At 55.3% G+C, this 18,561-nt stretch carries 11 protein-coding genes and 1 pseudogene; 5 read left to right on the forward strand and 7 right to left on the reverse strand.

Features of this window, described 5'->3' with window-relative positions:
• Positions 1-11: 11 nt before the first annotated feature.
• Positions 12-329, forward strand: a pseudogene (locus NBT81_RS13770) (hypothetical protein); the annotation flags it as partial.
• Between the two features lies 1 nt (position 330).
• Positions 331-852 (forward strand): HNH endonuclease, encoded by a 522-nt coding sequence (locus NBT81_RS13775; protein ID WP_425498791.1) that lies wholly within the window; start codon positions 331-333, stop codon positions 850-852.
• A gap of 18 nt (positions 853-870) precedes the next feature.
• On the opposite strand, the gene NBT81_RS13780 is transcribed toward NBT81_RS13775, so the two are convergent.
• The 7 genes from NBT81_RS13780 to NBT81_RS13810 form a co-directional block, all read right to left on the reverse strand.
• Positions 871-1,236: a hypothetical protein gene (locus NBT81_RS13780; RefSeq protein ID WP_338739425.1), complete on the reverse strand. Its 366-nt coding sequence runs from the start codon at positions 1,234-1,236 to the stop codon at positions 871-873.
• A 507-nt stretch (positions 1,237-1,743) separates the two neighbouring features.
• A complete protein-coding gene (locus tag NBT81_RS13785) occupies positions 1,744-3,621 on the reverse strand; it encodes a hypothetical protein (RefSeq protein ID WP_338739426.1) in 1,878 nt (625 codons plus the stop codon).
• Positions 3,618-4,166, reverse strand: coding sequence for a hypothetical protein (locus NBT81_RS13790; protein ID WP_338739427.1), 549 nt, complete (start codon positions 4,164-4,166; stop codon positions 3,618-3,620). The genes NBT81_RS13785 and NBT81_RS13790 overlap by 4 nt, the downstream gene beginning before the upstream one ends.
• A 42-nt stretch (positions 4,167-4,208) precedes the next feature.
• Positions 4,209-4,808 (reverse strand): transposase, encoded by a 600-nt coding sequence (locus NBT81_RS13795; RefSeq protein WP_338742561.1) that lies wholly within the window; start codon positions 4,806-4,808, stop codon positions 4,209-4,211.
• Positions 4,772-5,281 carry a helix-turn-helix domain-containing protein gene (locus NBT81_RS13800; RefSeq protein WP_338739428.1) on the reverse strand — a complete coding sequence of 170 codons (510 nt, stop codon included), beginning with the start codon at positions 5,279-5,281 and terminating at the stop codon, positions 4,772-4,774. Before NBT81_RS13800 ends, NBT81_RS13795 begins: the two co-directional genes overlap by 37 nt.
• Positions 5,282-5,296: 15 nt before the next feature.
• Positions 5,297-5,749: a hypothetical protein gene (locus tag NBT81_RS13805; protein ID WP_338739429.1), complete on the reverse strand. Its 453-nt coding sequence runs from the start codon at positions 5,747-5,749 to the stop codon at positions 5,297-5,299.
• A gap of 83 nt (positions 5,750-5,832) precedes the next feature.
• Complete coding sequence (locus tag NBT81_RS13810; protein ID WP_338739430.1) at positions 5,833-11,838, reverse strand: sacsin N-terminal ATP-binding-like domain-containing protein; 6,006 nt, start codon at positions 11,836-11,838, stop codon at positions 5,833-5,835.
• 269 nt (positions 11,839-12,107) lie between these two features.
• Between NBT81_RS13810 and NBT81_RS13815 the strand changes: the two genes are divergently transcribed.
• The 3 genes from NBT81_RS13815 to NBT81_RS13825 are packed head-to-tail and all read left to right on the forward strand — an operon-like array spanning position 12,108 to position 18,539.
• Positions 12,108-14,171, forward strand: a complete 2,064-nt coding sequence (locus NBT81_RS13815) for a DNA helicase UvrD (RefSeq protein ID WP_338739431.1) — start codon at positions 12,108-12,110, stop codon at positions 14,169-14,171.
• Entirely contained in the window at positions 14,164-15,087 is a 924-nt protein-coding gene (locus NBT81_RS13820; protein WP_338739432.1) for a PD-(D/E)XK nuclease family protein, read from the forward strand. The genes NBT81_RS13815 and NBT81_RS13820 overlap by 8 nt, the downstream gene beginning before the upstream one ends.
• Entirely contained in the window at positions 15,084-18,539 is a 3,456-nt protein-coding gene (locus tag NBT81_RS13825; RefSeq protein WP_338739433.1) for an ATP-dependent DNA helicase, read from the forward strand. Before NBT81_RS13820 ends, NBT81_RS13825 begins: the two co-directional genes overlap by 4 nt.
• Positions 18,540-18,561: the final 22 nt, after the last annotated feature.

Raw genomic sequence — 18,561 nt, forward strand, 5'->3', positions numbered from 1 at the left:
AGAGGACCTATATGCTGTTCAGTGTCAGTTGGCACACGCTTCTCGACAAGGCCGACGACCTCGCTGCTGACGCAACGCTGGTGACGCCCCTCTCTCACAAGGAGTTCCGGATTACAGACACACAGGAGCACCGAATTATTATCGAGTACACCGATCGTGACCGCGACGAGAAGTGGCCGCTCAAGCGCGACCAATTCGAAACCCTCTATCACCGTATCCAAGACGCTCCCGACAACACGTTCGACCTTGACCGACTTCCCCCCGATGCTGATCCATATCCTGCTGTCCTGTCCCTCCATCCTCGCTTCGAGATCGATGGGGAGCATGGGACTGGTCGAGACGCAGGGAGACGCGTATATGTTGACGGACGAGGGTCGGCAGTTCGTTGCGGACGCCGTCGAACAGTGGGCAGATACCACGTGGACGGATACTGCGTCTGACACCGAACTGATTGCCGCCACCTACGAGACCACGACACACGCGCGGGCGGTTGATCCGGAGTTCCGAGCTACAGTCCTGTCGCGGCACGATCGAACGTGCCCGGTGTCGGGTGTTGATCATCCAGGGTTGTTGGACGTCGCCCACGTGCTGTCGTGGAGTGACTATCCTGAGTACCGTGCTGACGTAGCGAACGTCCTCCCGCTGAGCAAAACGCATCACGCTGCGTTTGACCGTGAGTTATTCACGCTCGACCAGGACTATCGGCTTCGCGTGAACCCTGCATTTGAGACCGAGAGCGAGTTACTGCAGCGGACGATCATCAACCGTGCTGGTGAGCGGGTGCGGCTCTCTGCCGAGGGGCTGGATCCGGCGTATCTTAGACAACATAACGCGGCGCTCGGGTGGGTGTGAGTTGGGAAGGCCTGAGAATTAGTACGATGACTCTGGAAGATATTCGATGGAGTGCTCGTAGTGGATGCAGTACGTCAGAATATCGTGTACTTCGTCTTTGCACTCTTTGACTGTCCAGTACCGCTGATCAACGGTTTGTGTGTTCGGGGACTCAACCACTTCTCGGACGAAGTCCTTCGGATCAGCGTCGGGAAACACGTCTGCTAATTTCCCGTCCTGTAGGCTATCATAGACCAGTGCAGCGTTGAACGCCATTCCTTTCCAGAACCGTGGAGGATGCGATCCGTGTTGCTCGGTCGAATGGCTGCCAACGGGGATGTGAGTACTCTCGTGCACGAGCAGGGCAAGATGGCGTTCGCGTGTGATTTCGTTGATGGCGGTCATCCGAGTTCTGTATCCGACCGTGTATTGCGATTTACGACTTCGTGGTCCACAAGACGCGAGATGTGTGCGTGTCACTCCAAAATCAACGTCTTCTCTGCCAATCGGGTAGGGTGACGACCTGGATGGATGATCTGGTTGGACGACGTTGACAACTTCCACGAAGGCGTCCAGAGCATCGCTTCGGTCCATTTCCCCTTCTGGTGGTAATGATCGCGTGTTACTAGAATACTGTTTATGCTGATTAGTTCGATAGTGATTCGGTTTCTCTTTAGGGGTTTCAGAGTTTTTGTTCATTGTTATGTCTTGTTCTATACTATATTCTGGACAGTTATGAACTTTTTGTGCTAATATGGCGGGGGTGAAGCTGAGAATATCTATTTTGGAGTACAAACATACGAGGATCCGCCTAGATGAGTGAATTCCGTCGAGTTGTGCTACCCGGTTCTGAGCGGGTCGAGAGCGTCATGCTGAATATCAGGTGTCCGGATGCACAACCCCCGACTGATATTATATTGGTAGATAGTGGGTAAGCCCGTTACCGATAATGAAGAGGAGGACGATCCCGAACATGATAGCGGGGAGATGGTTGGTGTAGAGGATGTCGTCCGGTTCATCGGCATTATTTGGATTGTGGATAGGGAGACTGACGCGGTAATAATTGTGAGTCTCTGGTGTCGTATATACACGGATTGAGAGATAGCCCAAAATAGCTAAGAAAACGACAGCAAGTATGACTTGGGAGGATCGTGTCGGATAGAGTGTTGTAGCCAAGAGGGCAAAGCCAACTCCAAGGAGAAGGAGGACGGCGTGCAGTCGGCGGAGAATACGTCGTGCCCAATCCAAACGTTCATCTGCATATGTCATATATTCGTCTTTTCGTACCCGCAATTCACTGAAATCAAATGCTTCCCCGGTGAAGCCGGTAATCAGATCGTCGTAAGTTGTGTAGTCCTCTTCGCCTTTTGATTTGATCTCATCTAGTTCTTCAATCCGACGATCAATCAACGGGAAGTAGAAAACAAGGATGGCTCCGATCACAAAAAGAGAGAACGGGACCACCATGTCTATATTGCCCCAACGGAGGATGAGAAACAAATTGGCGAGAATCGCACCTAAAAGCGTGAATACGAGGCGCTGGATTTCGTTCGACAACGCCGCGGTCGTATCAGCAACTTGGGACGTGATATCGGTCATGAAGGCGTGAGTATCTCGCACCGCATCACTCAGATCGTCAAAATTGCCTTCCACCGTTTCCGCCTCAATAAACCGATAATGGTCGCGGATCGCATCAACTGTATTTGGTATATCTGTGATGTCATTACATTGCTGAACAACACTCCGACGCCAAAACCCAACGAAGGTTGCTCGATCCTCTCGATCTGAAAAATCATGATATAACGAACAGAGATTGCTAACTTGATTGTGTACCATACCAGATGCTTGAGCGTCAATATCTACAACAGACTGCAACGTTTCCGGTCCATGCTTCGTGTAGAATTCAAACACTCCCTCATCTTGGGTTACCCGATCCGCAAACACAGACAAGACTGCATAGACAGTCGCAGTCTTGAACACGTTAGCAAGCGACGGTGAATCAGCAAAGATCGCGGGGGTGATAATCGGTGCACTATTGCGAAAGGTTGTATTTTCACCTACAAGTGACATACGCCTCCTGTACTCCTGCAACGATTCCTGTGTCACCGAGATATCCTCGCCCAACTGGAAGACAGGGAATAATGTTGTCCCATCCACCGATTCACCGGTATTTTGAAAATAAACGAGCATCGGTAGTTGGTCTTGGGTGAAGAGCCGCGAACCATAGTCGGTGAACGCGTGGTCAGCAAGCCAAGATCGGAGCTGTTCAATATCGAACCAAAATAGGGGGTCAACATCATGTGACTGAACATCGTTCAACGGCACATTTGTCAGAATGACATCACCGATTTCCTGTTTATCCAGAATAACCGGACAATCAACGGTATACGCCGTATCTTGTTCAATCTCAATGAGCAAGTCAGCCAGAGTGTCAATGAGCTGTGTATCCCTTCCCTGCGCACTATGACTGGATAGCTGGCGTTCGTAACCCGGACCGTTGACTGATGTGTCGTCACCGAGTTGTTGGAAAGTCTGTCCGTCTAAATCGATACCACGGTCCGTAATCCGGAACAAGTGTTCACTTATTCCTGTTTGCCGTAGATCAACACTGAAATCGCTAAGCACGCGGGGGTGCTGATACAATTTGGTGAAGAGCGAAGTTAGTTCCGTCTTGCTGTGGTCTGTGATGGTGACGTCTGCTGTTATATCGTGCAGTTCTTCAGTCAGTTTTTCTTGCGTATGGATCGGTTGGAGTGAGGCAAGTAAAGCATCAAGATCTCCAATATTCATAGGTACTGTTCAAGCACAGCGTCAAGTTCCTCAAAGTCGTTGAGATCCGGAAACACGGTGTGTTTGTTGTTTCGATCTATGGCCTGGATATCCGGCTTCCCGCCGGTCAGTATGACGAAATAAGTACCGTCCTTCTTGGCGAGACGAACAGTCGATCCGTCGGTTAAATCACCCAAAGTCACATCTAACTCGATTCCCGATATCTCCAGCTTTACCTTTGCATCTAATAGATCTTCGTTGCTCACCTCATTCGGGAGTTGATCCAGTTCTTCGGTAGAGTCTACCTCCGGAAACGGACCGCGTCCGTCAGCAACATACTCAACTAATTCTTCATCGTCAACCTTTGTTTCCTCTAGTCGGAGGAAACTCCACCAGTAATCCGAGTAACTTCCGCTACTCTGGTAGACTTTTGCCCGGTCCGTATCTGTTGTGTCATCGTGTTGATTATAATGCGGATAAATCAACCCTTTGTGCGTCTTACGCTGAATCACCCGTTCCGCTTCCTTCAAAATCTCCGTCGGATCCGTCTCATACGCATCCTCCAAGTAGGGCGTCTTATACGGTCGTGCGTTAAATTTTACCGGTACTCATGGACAGAGATAGTTCCAGATATTCGGTTCAGACACTGTAGAGAGTCCTCGTTGAATCTGCTGTTTTAGCGCTGAGAGATCAGGAATGAGACGATGCTTGAACCATTCGTTGAGTCGATCCCAGCACCCTTCGATCGGGTTGAGTTCCGGCAATTTCGACGGAAAGTACCAGACATCGAGATGCTCTTCACCTTCCTCATCTCCGCGCACGCACTCGACCGAACTGTCTTCGACAGTCTCGGTCGAGCGCTCATCACTAACATGCTCCCAGAGATCTCTGTTGTAGAAGTACCCAGCACGGTCAAGAAACACAACCAGTTCTTCACCGAATTTCTCTTGGAGCGCACCAAGCAGCCAAATGCCTTGTTTTGACGTGAGATTCTCTTCGGTCCAACAGTAGAAGCTGTCACCGTCGTCGGTGACAGCGCCAAGCACTGTCACCTTATCCCATGAGTTCGATGTCTCTATCGTCGGATTTGACCCAATCGGGTACCAGCCACGGCGTTGAACAGTGCCGACGCGTTTGGTAAACTGATCGACGACAACAACGGTTTTCTCGGTCAGTTCAGGTCGTTTTTTTGAACTGTCTGTTGAAATTCGGCCTCTTTCTCTGTGTCAGCTTCGTGATTGCGCGGCCGTGCTGTCCGGCAGGACAGCCCGGCCTTCCCCATCAACTTTCGTCCATGACCCTTGCTGTATTCGACATCATACTCCTCTCTAACGTGGTGTAACAGGAGCTTCGTTGACCACGCTTGCTGATCGTAGCCCCGCTCAGTTGGTGGCTCTTGCAGATGATCGAACAACTCCTCGCGCTGATTGTCTGCAAGTTTCGAGGGCCGTCCAGGTCGAGACTGGTCGTAGGGTGCCTGCTCGATCGGTTCTTCGTCGAACCGATCGAGCCAATTGCGGATCGTTTTCTCGACAACATCGTGGCGTTCGGCGAGTCTGTCGATTTCATCACCCTGCTTCCGGCCGATCGCCGCGAGAACACGTTCTCGCGGGATCTCTCCTTCCGTTTGCTCACGTAACTCGTGGAGTTCTTCCAGAGTAATATCGTCCAGCCGGCCCATTACGAGAGAATACGACTACTGTAGTAAATACTTTCGCACGACCGTATTAATGATTGCCACAAAATCGTGATCCTCGAACTCGTACGGCACAATCAGTAGAAGGTCCGACCGCGATTGTGTTTCTGTCAAATACCACTCAGCGACAGCCTCTCCATTCCTTTCGAGTTTTGTACTGGCCCGCAACTCCTCCAATACTGTTTTCGTTACCAGCCCGTTCTCTCGCTCTACCGAGGCATCCTCGCCAAACTCGTGGATACGAGCAGATTTGCTCCGCCCATACTTCGGTGTTTTCCGCGGTCGGCCTACGTTTGGATCATCAATCAGGTTTTCAACAAGTCGTTGCGAGACATCACGAATCGTTTCATTTTCAGGGTCTCCGATCTCGGAGGTGTCTACGATTCCTAACGTCTCCGGGCTATCTCGCTCTTTAAAACAGCGAAAAATAGCCACCCCGTTGATCTGTACCATATCACGAAAAGAGTCAGCTACAGACCATAAATCCTCCCGTCATCTGACTTTCCTTTTTGTCAGTATCTCAATTGGGTGGTCGATTACTCGATTTCCATGTTCATGTAGCCGCCTTTGACGACATTCTCGAAGCCCTGCTCTGTTATCATGGTCTCGACGTCCTCAACCGTATCTAGGATCTTCTCGGAGGCAACCGCCGTCTGCTGCGGCCAATTTAGCGTATCAACGTCGGGCACACTCACGAGACGAATAACATACGAAGTGTCTCCCTCTCGAATGAACGCTTTACACCGGCGGTACTCATTAGTCGTCAGGCGGAAGCGGAACGGTGGCTCACGTCCATTGACTGCTTTCACTTCGACAGGCGTGAACGTGAGCCCGAACCCGTCTGACTGCGCTTCTTGTGTAACCGGACCAAATGGGTCAATAACGTCGAAACCAGGACCGCGCTCCATCGTCACGTTGATAAGCTGAATAAACGGAAAGTCTCTGAGTTGTTCGCCGTCTTGCAGACGATCCTGCCAATCGACGATCTGCTGCTCCGAGAGTCTCCCCATATCATCGAGAATGTTCAGAAGGCGGTTCTCCCATGCAGTATCGACATGCCACTTAAAATTCGTGCCTTGCTGATTCTTGTAGAGTTGCTGGAATCCGCTTCGAAGGTGCCGGAACACACCGCCAGGATTGTCCTCTATCCAGTCAGCAGTCCGTTCGAGAATTCCAGCCATGACGTACGCCTCTGCCTGCTGTCCCCGACCGCGGAACTGTGAACTTCCACCACCGGATCCACTAGACCCACCCGATACCGTCAATGTCGGTGACGCGCGTTCCGGAGTTGGGAGGCCACTTTGGCTGTCGGTATCGGGGGAGAATGAAATGCTGTCTCCATCCCCAACAGACGATGTGATATCCGAGAAGGCCTGGTTTTGATGTTCTTGGGCACCGCTGTCAGTGGTCGGCTCTGGAAACGTCCCGTCGTCAATGTATCGCCGGATAGCAGGTCGCCAGCCCTCAGCGTCGTCTGGCAGTAACGTGTCGATTGTGTCCAATTCGTGTTCGATGACCGTTTCTAACCGGGTATCGACGGTCAGATAGAATAACCGCGGTGGGCAATCAAGACTCTCAGCGAGTGACTCGGGGATTTCTGCTGTCCAAGGGAGATCCGTCTGGTCGTTGGTGGTGAACGCCTGGAGTCGAGATCGCCACGTTTCCAGTTCGGTGAGTTCCTCCGAATCCGTATTTTCGACCGCCTGCTTCACGGTCAAGAGCCGACCATATCGATTCGGGATATCAGGATCGAAAGGGTGTGAGTGAAGCGTTCGGCGATGGTCTGCTAACCACTGAATAATAGTCCCTTCCGTCGATGAACCGAGGTCGGCTGCTTCAAGCGCCTCAGGCCACGAATCACTCTGTGGTGATGAATCGAACAGCAACGAAAGCACGAACGCAAGGTCGTCAGGGACACGGGCACGAATGGTTGTAACGAGAGCCTCGATTGACTCTTCCGGGTGTTGGTCCGAGGCAGGTGTTTCACCATGTGCGAGCCACTGTTCGATAGCATCAAGAACTGCAGGTTCAACCTCGGCAATCGCGTTCAGGGCGTCGTTACGCTGCTCGATTGGGGAGCCAGTAATCGCATCCAGGAGATCTGATACAGCATCGATACGGGCTTCAAATTGGCGGGTTTCCCGGGTGCCGAGTAGTTCTTTGACTGTCTCGATGGGGAACGTCAGCTGCGCCCATCGGGTTTCGAGATCACGAATCTCGATATCCGGCTGAAGTGCTTCTCGGAACGTCGCTACTTTTGTGGGTCGTTCGACCAGGAGGGCAAGCCCCATTGCAAGTGCATCCAGCGTGAGATCACCATCGAGTGCTGTCTCATTAAACAGCAGCGCGTCGTTGCTGTCCGTGGTTCGGTAGAGTGCTGACCTGTCGTCGGATAGCTGCCGTAATGCGCGATCAGGGAACGATTCGGCGACTTTTAAGTCGCGTGCTGCCGCGGTAATCTCGTCTGCCGTTTGTTTGATTTCAGCTTCATCTGTTCGCTCAGTCGAGGCGACGAGCAAATCTCGCCGATCTAACAACTCGGTACGGAACTGTTCAAGTTGACCCGAGTAGCTGTCGCCCACGAAATCAAGGGCATCCTGCTCAAGAACGAGTTTCGAGGCATCGACCTTCTCGACTCCAAGAGCGTCTGTGAGACGGCTGAACGGGCCTTCAGCTGGTTGATGAAGCACGAAATAGTCGTTGTCTTCGACCTCTTGGGTTTCCCACGGCTTGGGAGACTGTGCTTCGTAATGGCGAATGCGATCGTCGGCATGGCGATCGATCCAGTCAAGCGGTGCTGCGACCCAACTGTTCCCCTCCCGGAGTGGAAGGTGGGTAAGGAACGGCCAATCGGTAAGTTCACCTGACTCAACATCGTCCGGGAGCTGATGCATCAGGGGTTGCAGTAGTCGTGTATATGCCTGCTGCCAGTCGTTCGTCCGATCCGGGGGGATCGTCAGTGGTACTGGCGTGTCCTCGTTCAACCCTTCTGCTGCGAGCGCTTCCTGGAGTGCTTGAAGATGGTCGGCAGCCTCTGTCGCATTCAATTCGGTGATCGGCTTGACACCGAGTGTCTCCAGCACATCTGCCGAGAACTCGTCTACTGTCTCTTCAGTCACGTGGGGGAATAGCCTAGCAGCTTGCGCACCCCGCGTGCTTGTTCTGACGACTGCATATCGGAGCCGAGTCGTTTCGGCTTCCCATTGATCGACAACATCCTCGTGTGTGTCCAGCATCGGCTCCCAAATCGAGAGTGTTCGGAGTTGCCAGTTGAACAGCGTTGGGACCCGTTGGGTCCATGTTCGACGCTTATGGCCGTGACTGCAACACCAGCCAGTCTGGAGAAGTGTGTCAATGTAGGCGTCGCCATGCCGACGGAGGAGCTCTCGAACCGCGTTACCGTGGGATGCCAATCGATCGGTATCATCGATCCAAGTCCATGATGAGAGGGTTACGTCGTCGAGAATGCGATCATGCTTGACATCACATTTTGAGGAGTGGTCGGCCGTATCGGTCGGATGGTACTCCGGTGCCGTGACCAGGGTTTGATACTCACTGTCGTATGACCTGAGGGTCTGCTGAAGATGACTGATTTTATCGGGTATACCCGAACTGAAGCTCTCGGTGTCCCATTCGTCTGGATTCCAATGTGGCGATCGTTGCATCCGCGGATGCTGGTCGCCGTACATCCAGACGATCTGGATACCGGGAAGCGTTGCCGCTCCGAGCAACGAGAGCGTCCTCGCTAAGTCCTGGTTGCTGACTGGCCGCTGAATACGCTCACGGATAGGCTCTGGCGAAGGCCACACGTCTCCAGGATAGACCTCCGTCGCAAGAGCTGTCCAGTCATCTGTCGTCTCGGTTTCGGAATCACTGGTCGTTGCTTGCGCCCGATACTGCTGCCAGTCGTCGTCGAGCACTGTCGCGGCGAGTGGCTGAGCTGATTGTGCCCCGGGTAAGATGAGATCGTTCTCTCGGAGGTCAACGCGCCGACGCAAGTTCTGTCGCTGATCGCCGCCTTCGCCCTGTTCGATTGCGGTTCGAAGATACTCTATCGGGAAGAACGATCCCTCGTCTGCCTGTAGATCGTTGGATTCGCTACCGAGTCGGTCGATAAGGACCGCGAGAAACGCGAAGTCAATTGGATGGATGGTGTCATGACCGCCATCGACGAACGCGTCAAGCAATGACCGGAAGAAACTCGGAATGCCCTCATACGCCCGGAGTCCCCACGCGCGGCCAGCCCGGCTCAACACCCGGTTGACGTGCCCGGACTCTTGAACAGGCTCGTCCAGGAAGTACACCGTGAAGTTCGACTTCTCGGGCGGTGTCGGCGGATAATCAACACTCTGTGCGGCGGATTCGATATCCCAAATGACCGACCGGGAGCTACTGTCGTGCTGCGCACCGCCATCTGCACGCCGTCGCTCAAGTCGTGTCAAAAACACCCGGTCATCATCTGAATCATTTTGAATCTTACACGGCAGCAGAAGCACGCCATCGAATACGTCAGCATGCTCTTGAAGGAACTCTCGGAGATCATCATCGCCCTCCGTGCCTTCGACTAAGAGTGAGACGGTACCGGTGAGTAATTCCCGAGCCGGGGTAGCCGCTGTCGCAACCGCGGGTTCGCTCTCGTCGCTTACAGCAAGCGTTTGGGCAAGAGTTCGAGCCCACTCGTTCGCAATCGCTCTGCTCGCCTCCAAGGGATCCTCTGGTCCCACGAGAGCCTGAATGCGGTTAGACCAGTCTGCAGGAAACTGCTGATACGTCGTGAGGATCTCTGTCGCAGGAATTGGGCGCAGCTCTGACTCAGCATGGTCCACTGATGAGGACTGTTCGAGTTGTCTTTGGATGGTGTGGTAGGCACTGTAGCCAGTGAGAATGTCAGCGTTCCAGTGCAACAGTGTCTCGGCTGCCGACACCGGATTCGTTGAGGCTGTCGGGATACAATCGATCTCACGTAATCGCTCGAAGAGAGCTGTGTTGAACCACTGGAGCAGTTCCGTCGGAGTCGATGGATCTGTGACCTCCACGTCCGGTTGCGAGGGGAGGAGAATCCAAGGATAGAGATCGCTGTAGTCGTTCGAGTTCTGGTGTTGAGCTTCTGCTGTTTCTATCCCGACCGCTGAAATCAGATCGATGGCCTCTTCGAGGACAGCCTGATTATGATCTGAATTGTTTCGACTGAGATCCTTGCGGTTGGTTTCGACCCTAAAGCGGCCGTGAAGACAGAAGGGGAAGGGGTTGTTTGACGTGTTTTGAATCGGATAGAAGAGGTACAACGGATAACTCTGAATCGGAGTTGTCTCGTGATCTTGGCTGTCCGGGAGTTTATTGACGAGTAGTCGGGTGCCGAAGTCACCCCCATCGTCGAACGCGAATTGATCAAATCCCCTGACAGCGATCGGGTTTGAGTCGGACCCCTGATAGACAGCAACGCGAACGTCATCATGCGTCAGTTCGTCGTGAGTAACCGACTCCGATCGCTCACGGTCAATCTCCCAATATTCGGCTGTTTCAACACCCCCGTTCCCACCGTGAATCCGTTCTAGGTGCAGTTCGTCGATATGACCGAGTTGAACCAGTGTTTCGGGCTGAAGCCCTGATTCATCATCAGCCGTTTGTGAGAGGTACTTCCAGATGCGTTCTGGCCGGGTTTCGATGTCGCCTTGATCTTCTTCCGGTTCCGGGATATCCCACGCCTCAAGCAGATCGCGCCAAGCATCGTCTCGATACCGAACGAAGACAGCTGTTCTGAATGGCTCCTCAACTGTGTGTCCGTATTCATCCGTCCCAACATCCCGAAGGAGCGATGTCGCCCGTTGGACAATCGGGTCGGATTCCGTCTTTGACGCAGTCAGATCCACTGGAGCCGGGAAATTGAACAGCGGTAACTTTGAGAGGTCTTCACGAAGATCCGCGGACAGATCATTGGAGCCGGTCACCGATTGCTCCTGGAGGATGGCTGCGAGTTCTGTGTCTTTGATATCAGTGGTCAGCGTTTCGACATCGACATTATAGCCAAGACGAGTCAACAAGGACGCAATAAGATACGAGCGACTCAAACGAACCCCGAGAATATCCTCGGAATCCTCCTCTGGTCGGGTGTAGATCTCGAACGAATCGCCAGTAGCGAGAATCGATTTCAGCCCAACACCTTTGTGACCGATAGATTGATCATCATCTTCGTCGCCCTTCCCTGTCTCGCCAATCATCGTTACTGCGTTCTCGACCTGTGGATCAAAGAAATCGAATCGGCTGCCGGTGTTCGCCACCAACACCCCCTCGTCGTACACCCCCACGTAGACTCGCCCGCTATCACGGTCACCCTCGCGGATCGCGTCACGGGCATTCTGCAGCAGCTCAAGGATCTCTCGTCCTTCGTGCCCGCCTGCTATCTTGCGCTCAGCGTTACCGATGATGACCTTGTCACGAAGCGCATCGGCAACACGATCATCACCAGCCGCTTCATCAACATCTTCCAGAAAATCTCCCCATCGGTTCCGCCAACGTTCGTAGAGATCGGATTCCGAAAGCATCAGTTTCGCTCCGTCTTCCTCGACGATACACTCTCAGAATGATACATAAGCCACGACTACTCCCGCCACCTAGAAAAGTATTCTTGAGGGTGAGTCGTCTGTAATCTGCTGCCTATTTATTGAACTACGGTCTCCGTTTTTCGTCCTTATCTTTACGTGGCGAGGGGGAAACTTATGATGTATTCCGAGATATATTCGACTAATGACGACCGCTGGACTCTCTTCAAAGATAGAACGTCCGGTGGGATCCAGTGTCTGGAGAGGACCAAATGACTGACTGGCGTTCCTTTGATGGCACACTACTCGAAGTCCCCTTCGGGTCAGAAACCGTTCAGTCGGTCGCTGTTGAACAGTACCGCGACATCCTCGTAGACCACGACCACGAGGACGTACTCGTCCTCACAGGCTCACCGACGAGTATGACGACGTTCAGGGAGGTGCTCGGCGACGAGTGTCCGGGCGCTGCGGTCCCGTATGTGACCTCGGTGATCGTCCACGCGACGGACGTTATCAACCGTACGGACGACCGGGCGATCCTCTCGGACGCGATGCGGCGGGAAATCATCCACAGGTTCCTGGCGGACCAGGAGTGGGACCACGAGTACTTTCAGCAGGCATCGGAACAAGAGTCCTTCATTAGTGATATTGCCGACTTGCTGGAGACCGCGACCTGGCAGAACGTCACGTTCGACACGACACCCGAACTCCTAGAAGTCGCCACAGTGCGTGACGAGTTCCATGCCTGGCTGGACGCCAACGACCATTTAGAGCGTGGACAGATGGTCACGAAGGCGACTGAAATCCTCGCTGACCCGGACGAAGATGTGCTTGATGTTGATGCGGTGCTTGCCATCGAATTCGAGGAATTCGTTGAGTCCGATCGTCGCTATCTACAGAACCTGGCCGACGGTCGAGACCTCGTCTGTATTGCGGAAACCGACGCCAGCATCAGGCGCACGTGGACCGAGACAGGCCCGGTAACCGACCACGTCTCGTTTACCGACCATGAGACGGTTGACGCAACACCGCCGGCGACGCGCCCGGCAGCCACAGCCGCGTATTTCGCCCGGGATGAGGTACCTACTGACCCCGACACCGGGGACGTGCAGGTTCTCGTTGCGGAGACGGCTGATGACGAACTGGAGCGCATCGCCGATGAGATCGAGCAGATCCGCGAGCAGCAGGACGTCGCATACGAGGACATCGCGGTCGCGTTGAAGTACAGTGGCGAGGCCGTCATCGAGGCGATGCAGGCGCTTGAACAGGCCGGCATCCCGACCGAATCGGCGACTGTCATCGGGTTCGGTGACGATCCAGCGATTCGTGAACTTCTTCAGGTGGTCTATACACTTGCGAGCGAAACCGAGCTGGACGCCGAAGATGCAGTAACGGTCGAGGATCCTGACCTCACAGACGAACTCCGGACAGCACTCGCCGAGATGGACCACCTCGGGGAAGCGGTTCGCAGATGGGCAAGTGAATCGGGGCTGAAAGAACGGGTCGCAGCTGATACGGCACCGCTCACCGCCCGCACCCGATTTTCGAACGTCCGCCGTGCGTTCAACATGGCTGATTTCCTCGAAGACACGGCGTTCATGGACGCGACGTGGGCCTCGCTCGCGGAGATGCTGACACGAGCCCACGAGTATGCACCCCAACAGAACCAGACCAGTGCGATTGAGCGCGATGGCGGCGTCCGCGTGGACCACGTCCGAGCGCTCAAGAACGGCTCGTTCCGCGTCGTGTTCATTCCGCAGGTGACCGACGAACGGTACCCCGGCCAACCACAACTCAGCAGTCTGTTCCCGCAGGAACGGGTCACGCGTATGCCGGACTATCCCGGGGTCTCGCAGGTCGAGGCCGATGCTGTCACGGCCACGTTCACAACGGATTCGACAGCATCGAGCCGCCCGGTACGCCAGTATCACGCCGAGCACGCACGTAGGTTGCTCGCGGTCGGAGCCGCAAGTGCGACAGAACGCCTCTATGTGAGTCTGCACACCCACGAGGATACGGCACTCGACGAACGGGTCCAGCCGTCACGTTTCCTCGCGGATGCGTACCGAGAGTGTCCATGGCTGACAGACGCAGACGAGGCACCGATCAACTCAGAACTCGCAGCCGAGAAGTTCCTCCTCTCACGGGTTGACAAGGCCCTCGCAGATGTCCGTCGTGCGAACAGTCAGGACGTGACTATCTCGCTCGATGATGTTGAAACCGACTTCGCCGAAATCCAGGCGTTACTCGCCGATAGTGGCGAGCGCGGTGAGCAACTTCGGGAGGCACTGCATGCACGGCTCGATTTCGCTGCCGGGAGGGTTCACCGTGAGTAACACCAACGACGATGGCACCGTGTACTTGTCGCCATCACGGCTGGCGACGTATGCGGACTGTCAGCGGAAGTTCGACCACGACTACGTGAAAGACGTCTCGACGCCCGACCAGAATCGCCTCTATCTCAATCAGGGGCTGGCGTATCATGAGACAATCGAGGCCGTCTGCGAGGCGACCGATCCTGACGACGATGCTGACGTGATTTATCGCCGCGCCATGGACGCTTTCGACGAGAAGTGGGAGGCCAACCTCGACCCCGATGAATACGAGACACGCGCCCACCAGGACTACCAACGTGCGGAGAACTGTGCGGCGATCGAGGCGTTCTTTGATCCTGAGGGTGGGGACGGGATTCGGCACGCTCGACGGTCAGTTGCTACCGAGAAATGGCTTGAATCCATCCATGATGGTCTCGGGCTGCACGGGTACGCAGACAACGTCCTTCGGACTGAGGATGGCCTCCACATAATCGACTACAAACGCCGACTCAGCGGTATCATCACGTCCTACACGGCGAAATACCTCGAAGAACACCTGAATGGAGAAACGCACGAACCGGGACGGGTGAAGAATGCGTTCCAGACGGCCACCTACATCGAGGGCGTCAAGCAATCCAACCTGTACGAGGAGGGGATGGACGTTCGGTTCACCTTCTACGCGCTGTTCTACGAGACGACCGCTGAGAGTACGCCAGATGGGTTCGAAATATCGGTTCGTGGACGGCCGCGAGAAACAACTGGTGTGTACGACGAATACTACGACACGATTTGGGGCCTCATCGAAACAGCCCACGAGGGTATCACGAGCGGTGCTCACGCGCCAGAGCCCTTCGAGTTGATCAACGAGGAAGCGTGTTCTGATTGTGACTACCGGGAGATGTGCCCTGAGTATCTCGCCGAGGAGGTGCGACGATGACTGACGACGCGCCTGACTGGTTGCCGACCGTTGAGGACGAGGTCGATCCGGAGGATCAGCAAGAGGCTATCATCGATTCCGACGCGTACCCGATGCGCGTCCTCGCGGGGGCCGGGACTGGCAAGACGTTCACAATGGTCCGGAAGATTGAGCACCTGATCGACGAGCAGGGTGTGTCACCGGACCGGATCCTGGCGCTCACGTTCACGAACAACGCTGCCGGGTCGATGCGAGAGAAACTCAACGCGAAACTCGGCACGGCAGGCTATGATATCGACGCGTATACCTATCACTCGATCTGTAACGAACTCCTGACTGACTACGCCTATGAAGCCGGGATCGACCCGGACTTCGAGGTCGTCAGCGACGCCGAAAAGTACGCGATTGTTCTTGATGTCCTCGATAAAATCGAGTACCGATGGGTGAAGCCCAACGTGTACGGCCCGGAGTTCCGTGGTAGCGGGGCGGCGTCGAAACTCCTGTCGTTCATCGGGACGATGAAACGCAGCGGTATCAGGCCCGACGAGATCGATGCGTTCCTCGGCCCGGCTGAGAAGCTCTATGAACTTGAAGACCTGCCGGGACGGATCGAAACAATAGCGAGCGACCACTTGGGCGGCCGCTCGGTATCGTCGGTACTTGACGGGCTGCGAGACGTGCGAGCCGAGATTGCAGCTGAACGTGACGATCTTGGCGACAGCGAGGTCGAAGCCGCAGTCGTGGACTTTCTCGATCGGCTGGTCGCAGTGTGTGACGCATTCATCGCAGCCTTCGAGGCACACGAGGCGGGTGATCGGTCGCTGCCTGAAGATGCGCACAAGCTGCCAAAGTACCTGCTCGGGGGATACAGCAGCGGTGCACCGTCAGGGATTCCGAAGCTGAAGATGGAGTTGCCAGCGCATCTCGACTCCTTCATCGATGAGTGCCTCACAGCACGCGATCTGGTTGCTGGCTACGCCGGCTACGAGCGCGAACTCGACGACCGGAATCTGATCGATTTTGATGGGCTCGTCGTGAAAACGGTCGATTTACTCACGGGCGAGGTTGGTGACGAGGTCGCCGACAGATGGGAGTACGTGTTCTGTGACGAGTTCCAGGATACTGACCGGCTCCAGTTCGACTTGGTCACGTCACTTGTCTCCGATGACCGGCTGTTCGTCGTCGGTGACGACGACCAAGCGATTTACGAGTGGCGCGGCGCTCGCGTTGCGAACATCACCACGGAGCTGACCGATGAGTTCGGCCCGTCGCTCACGGACAAACCGCTTGAAGAGAATTTCCGGTCACGCCAGCCGATCCTCGACCTCGCAAACGACCTGCTGACCCGGCTCGAAGAGCGCACCGATGGGAAGACGCTGACGCGCATCGACGAACCAGACTACGATGGGGACACAGTCGCAGTTATCGACGAGGCCGAGGAGGAAGACGACCGGGCGCAGCAACTCGTGACAGTCACGCAGAATCTCCTGGCGGGGGCAGCCGATGAACTGGACAAGACCTACGACCGGGGTGACATCGCCGTGCTCGTCAGGAAAAATGACCATGCCGCGCCGCTGCTCGATGCCTTCGACCGGGCTGGCATCCCGTATCAGGTTGTCGGCGACCTAGCGACGGAATCGATCGGTGTTGGCACCGTCGTCGCCTACCTGAAGGCGCTGGCCCGGCCCGAAGAGGATGAGGTTAGCTGGAACCGTGTCCTGACGATGCGCTACCGGCTTACGGACGCTGATCTCCGTCGGCTCAACGACCACGATGACGATGAGGGTAGCCTGATTGAGGAGCTCCGCGAGGCCCCACTCTCGGAGTTCGAAGAGCCTGAACGTGTTCAAGAGGCGCGTCGGCACGCGACGCAGTTGCTGGAGATTCGGGACAGAGCCTCGCTTTCGCACCTGTTCAGCGAACTCAAGGACGTAACGAATATCGAGTGGTATCTGAGCGAGCAAGAACGGCGTGACCTCGAACAACTCGATGAGGTTATCGACCAATATGGGCACACAGCCGTGCAGCCGCCGCTGACGAGCGAGTTCATCGAGTCACTCCAGCATTACGAGTCGCTGTTCGCCGAGAGCGGGTCATCACCGACCGACCAACCTGAGCTGGCCGACGACGCCGTCAACGTCATGACCGTTCACAAAAGCAAAGGGCTGGATTTCCCGGTCGTGCTTATGCCGCGGCTCACGGCCGATGAGTGGGAACCGGGGTCGCGGACGTACGACACATTGGAAGCCGGGCTCTCGGATGGCCCTACGGCTGCCTTCGATGAAGACTTCATCGCGCGAGACGCCGCGGAAACCCGTCGTGTACTCCACGTCGGGGTTACCCGTGCTGAAGACATTCTCGTCCTCCAGGGTAGCCATGACGACGAAGAGGAAGACGGCGACGACGATTCGTCCGACACCCATCCGATCGCTACAACTGTCGATGACCTGTTGCCAACGCGTGTCCCGTGGCGACCCGGGAGAAACCACCTCCCGATCTGGCAGGATATCCACGACTGCCTTCCGCCCAAAGCATCGGACTGGACTGAGACGCTAGCCAACGAGCAGATTGGACAGGTCGGGGGTGCAGTCGAGTATCAGGACAACGATCTCTCGCCCGCAACTGCCCGCGAGCGCGTGCTTGAGTTCGCCTCGTCATCAGTCGATGGTCGCCTTTCTCCTGTAGGCGAACGACTGACCATCCAGGTCGAATCCCTTACGGGCCCGACGACGGCAACGCCAGCTCTCTCACATAGCTACACGTCGCTGCAATCGTACGAAGAGTGTCCACGACAGCACTATCTCGACTACGTCGTCAACGCATATCCGGACTATCGTGCCACTGGTGAGGACGACTCCGATGGCATCTCTCAGCGTGACATCGGGCTGCTGTTTCACGACACGGCAGAACAGGCGGCCAACGAAGGGACAGTGGACCGAGAAGACTGGTACGAGATATGCGAGCGCCTTGCCAGTCAGCGCCGCGCCGATGATGCCCTCGACCCGGCGAAACAGTGTATCGACCGGTATTTCAAACTGGAATTGAGTGCCTACGACATCATCGACGCGGAGCGGGAATTCGAACTGGATATCGACGGTCACGAACTCATCGGGTTCATCGACGCCGTCTACCGGACGCCGGATGACGACTTACTGGTTATCGATTACAAGGCGACCGAGCGATACCGCGATCTTGGGGACGACAAGCAACTGCCGATCTATCTGTTAGCTTGCCGTGATTTGTACGATGAGCCGGTGAGGCAGGCGGGCTATGCCTACGTCGGCGATATCGGCCCTACAGTCGAGACGCGCACGTTCAGCGAGACAGAGTTGCAGGCTGTCAAAGACGACGTCACGACGGCGATGAACCGGATTGTTGAGTTCTCGTTCAGCGAGTATTCGGCCGGCGATCATTGTCGGTGGTGTCAGCACAATCAGCTGCCGTGTGCACCTGATAACTTGCAGATCGACTGACAGGGAATCGGATCTGGTCGCC

This window comes from Haloplanus sp. CK5-1 (assembly GCF_037201915.1).
GTDB classification, from domain to species: Archaea; Halobacteriota; Halobacteria; order Halobacteriales; family Haloferacaceae; genus Haloplanus; species Haloplanus salilacus.

Bases quoted from the DNA above. Each gene is read 5' to 3' on its own strand.
- NBT81_RS13780 (WP_338739425.1), bottom strand. From the start codon at position 1,236: ATGACCGCCATCAACGAAATCACACGCGAACGCCATCTTGCCCTGCTC.
- NBT81_RS13785 (WP_338739426.1), bottom strand. From the start codon at position 3,621: ATGAATATTGGAGATCTTGATGCTTTACTTGCCTCACTCCAACCGATC.
- NBT81_RS13800 (WP_338739428.1), bottom strand. From the start codon at position 5,281: ATGGGCCGGCTGGACGATATTACTCTGGAAGAACTCCACGAGTTACGT.
- NBT81_RS13805 (WP_338739429.1), bottom strand. From the start codon at position 5,749: ATGGTACAGATCAACGGGGTGGCTATTTTTCGCTGTTTTAAAGAGCGA.
- NBT81_RS13810 (WP_338739430.1), bottom strand. From the start codon at position 11,838: ATGCTTTCGGAATCCGATCTCTACGAACGTTGGCGGAACCGATGGGGA.
- NBT81_RS13815 (WP_338739431.1), top strand. From the start codon at position 12,108: ATGACTGACTGGCGTTCCTTTGATGGCACACTACTCGAAGTCCCCTTC.
- NBT81_RS13825 (WP_338739433.1), top strand. From the start codon at position 15,084: ATGACTGACGACGCGCCTGACTGGTTGCCGACCGTTGAGGACGAGGTC.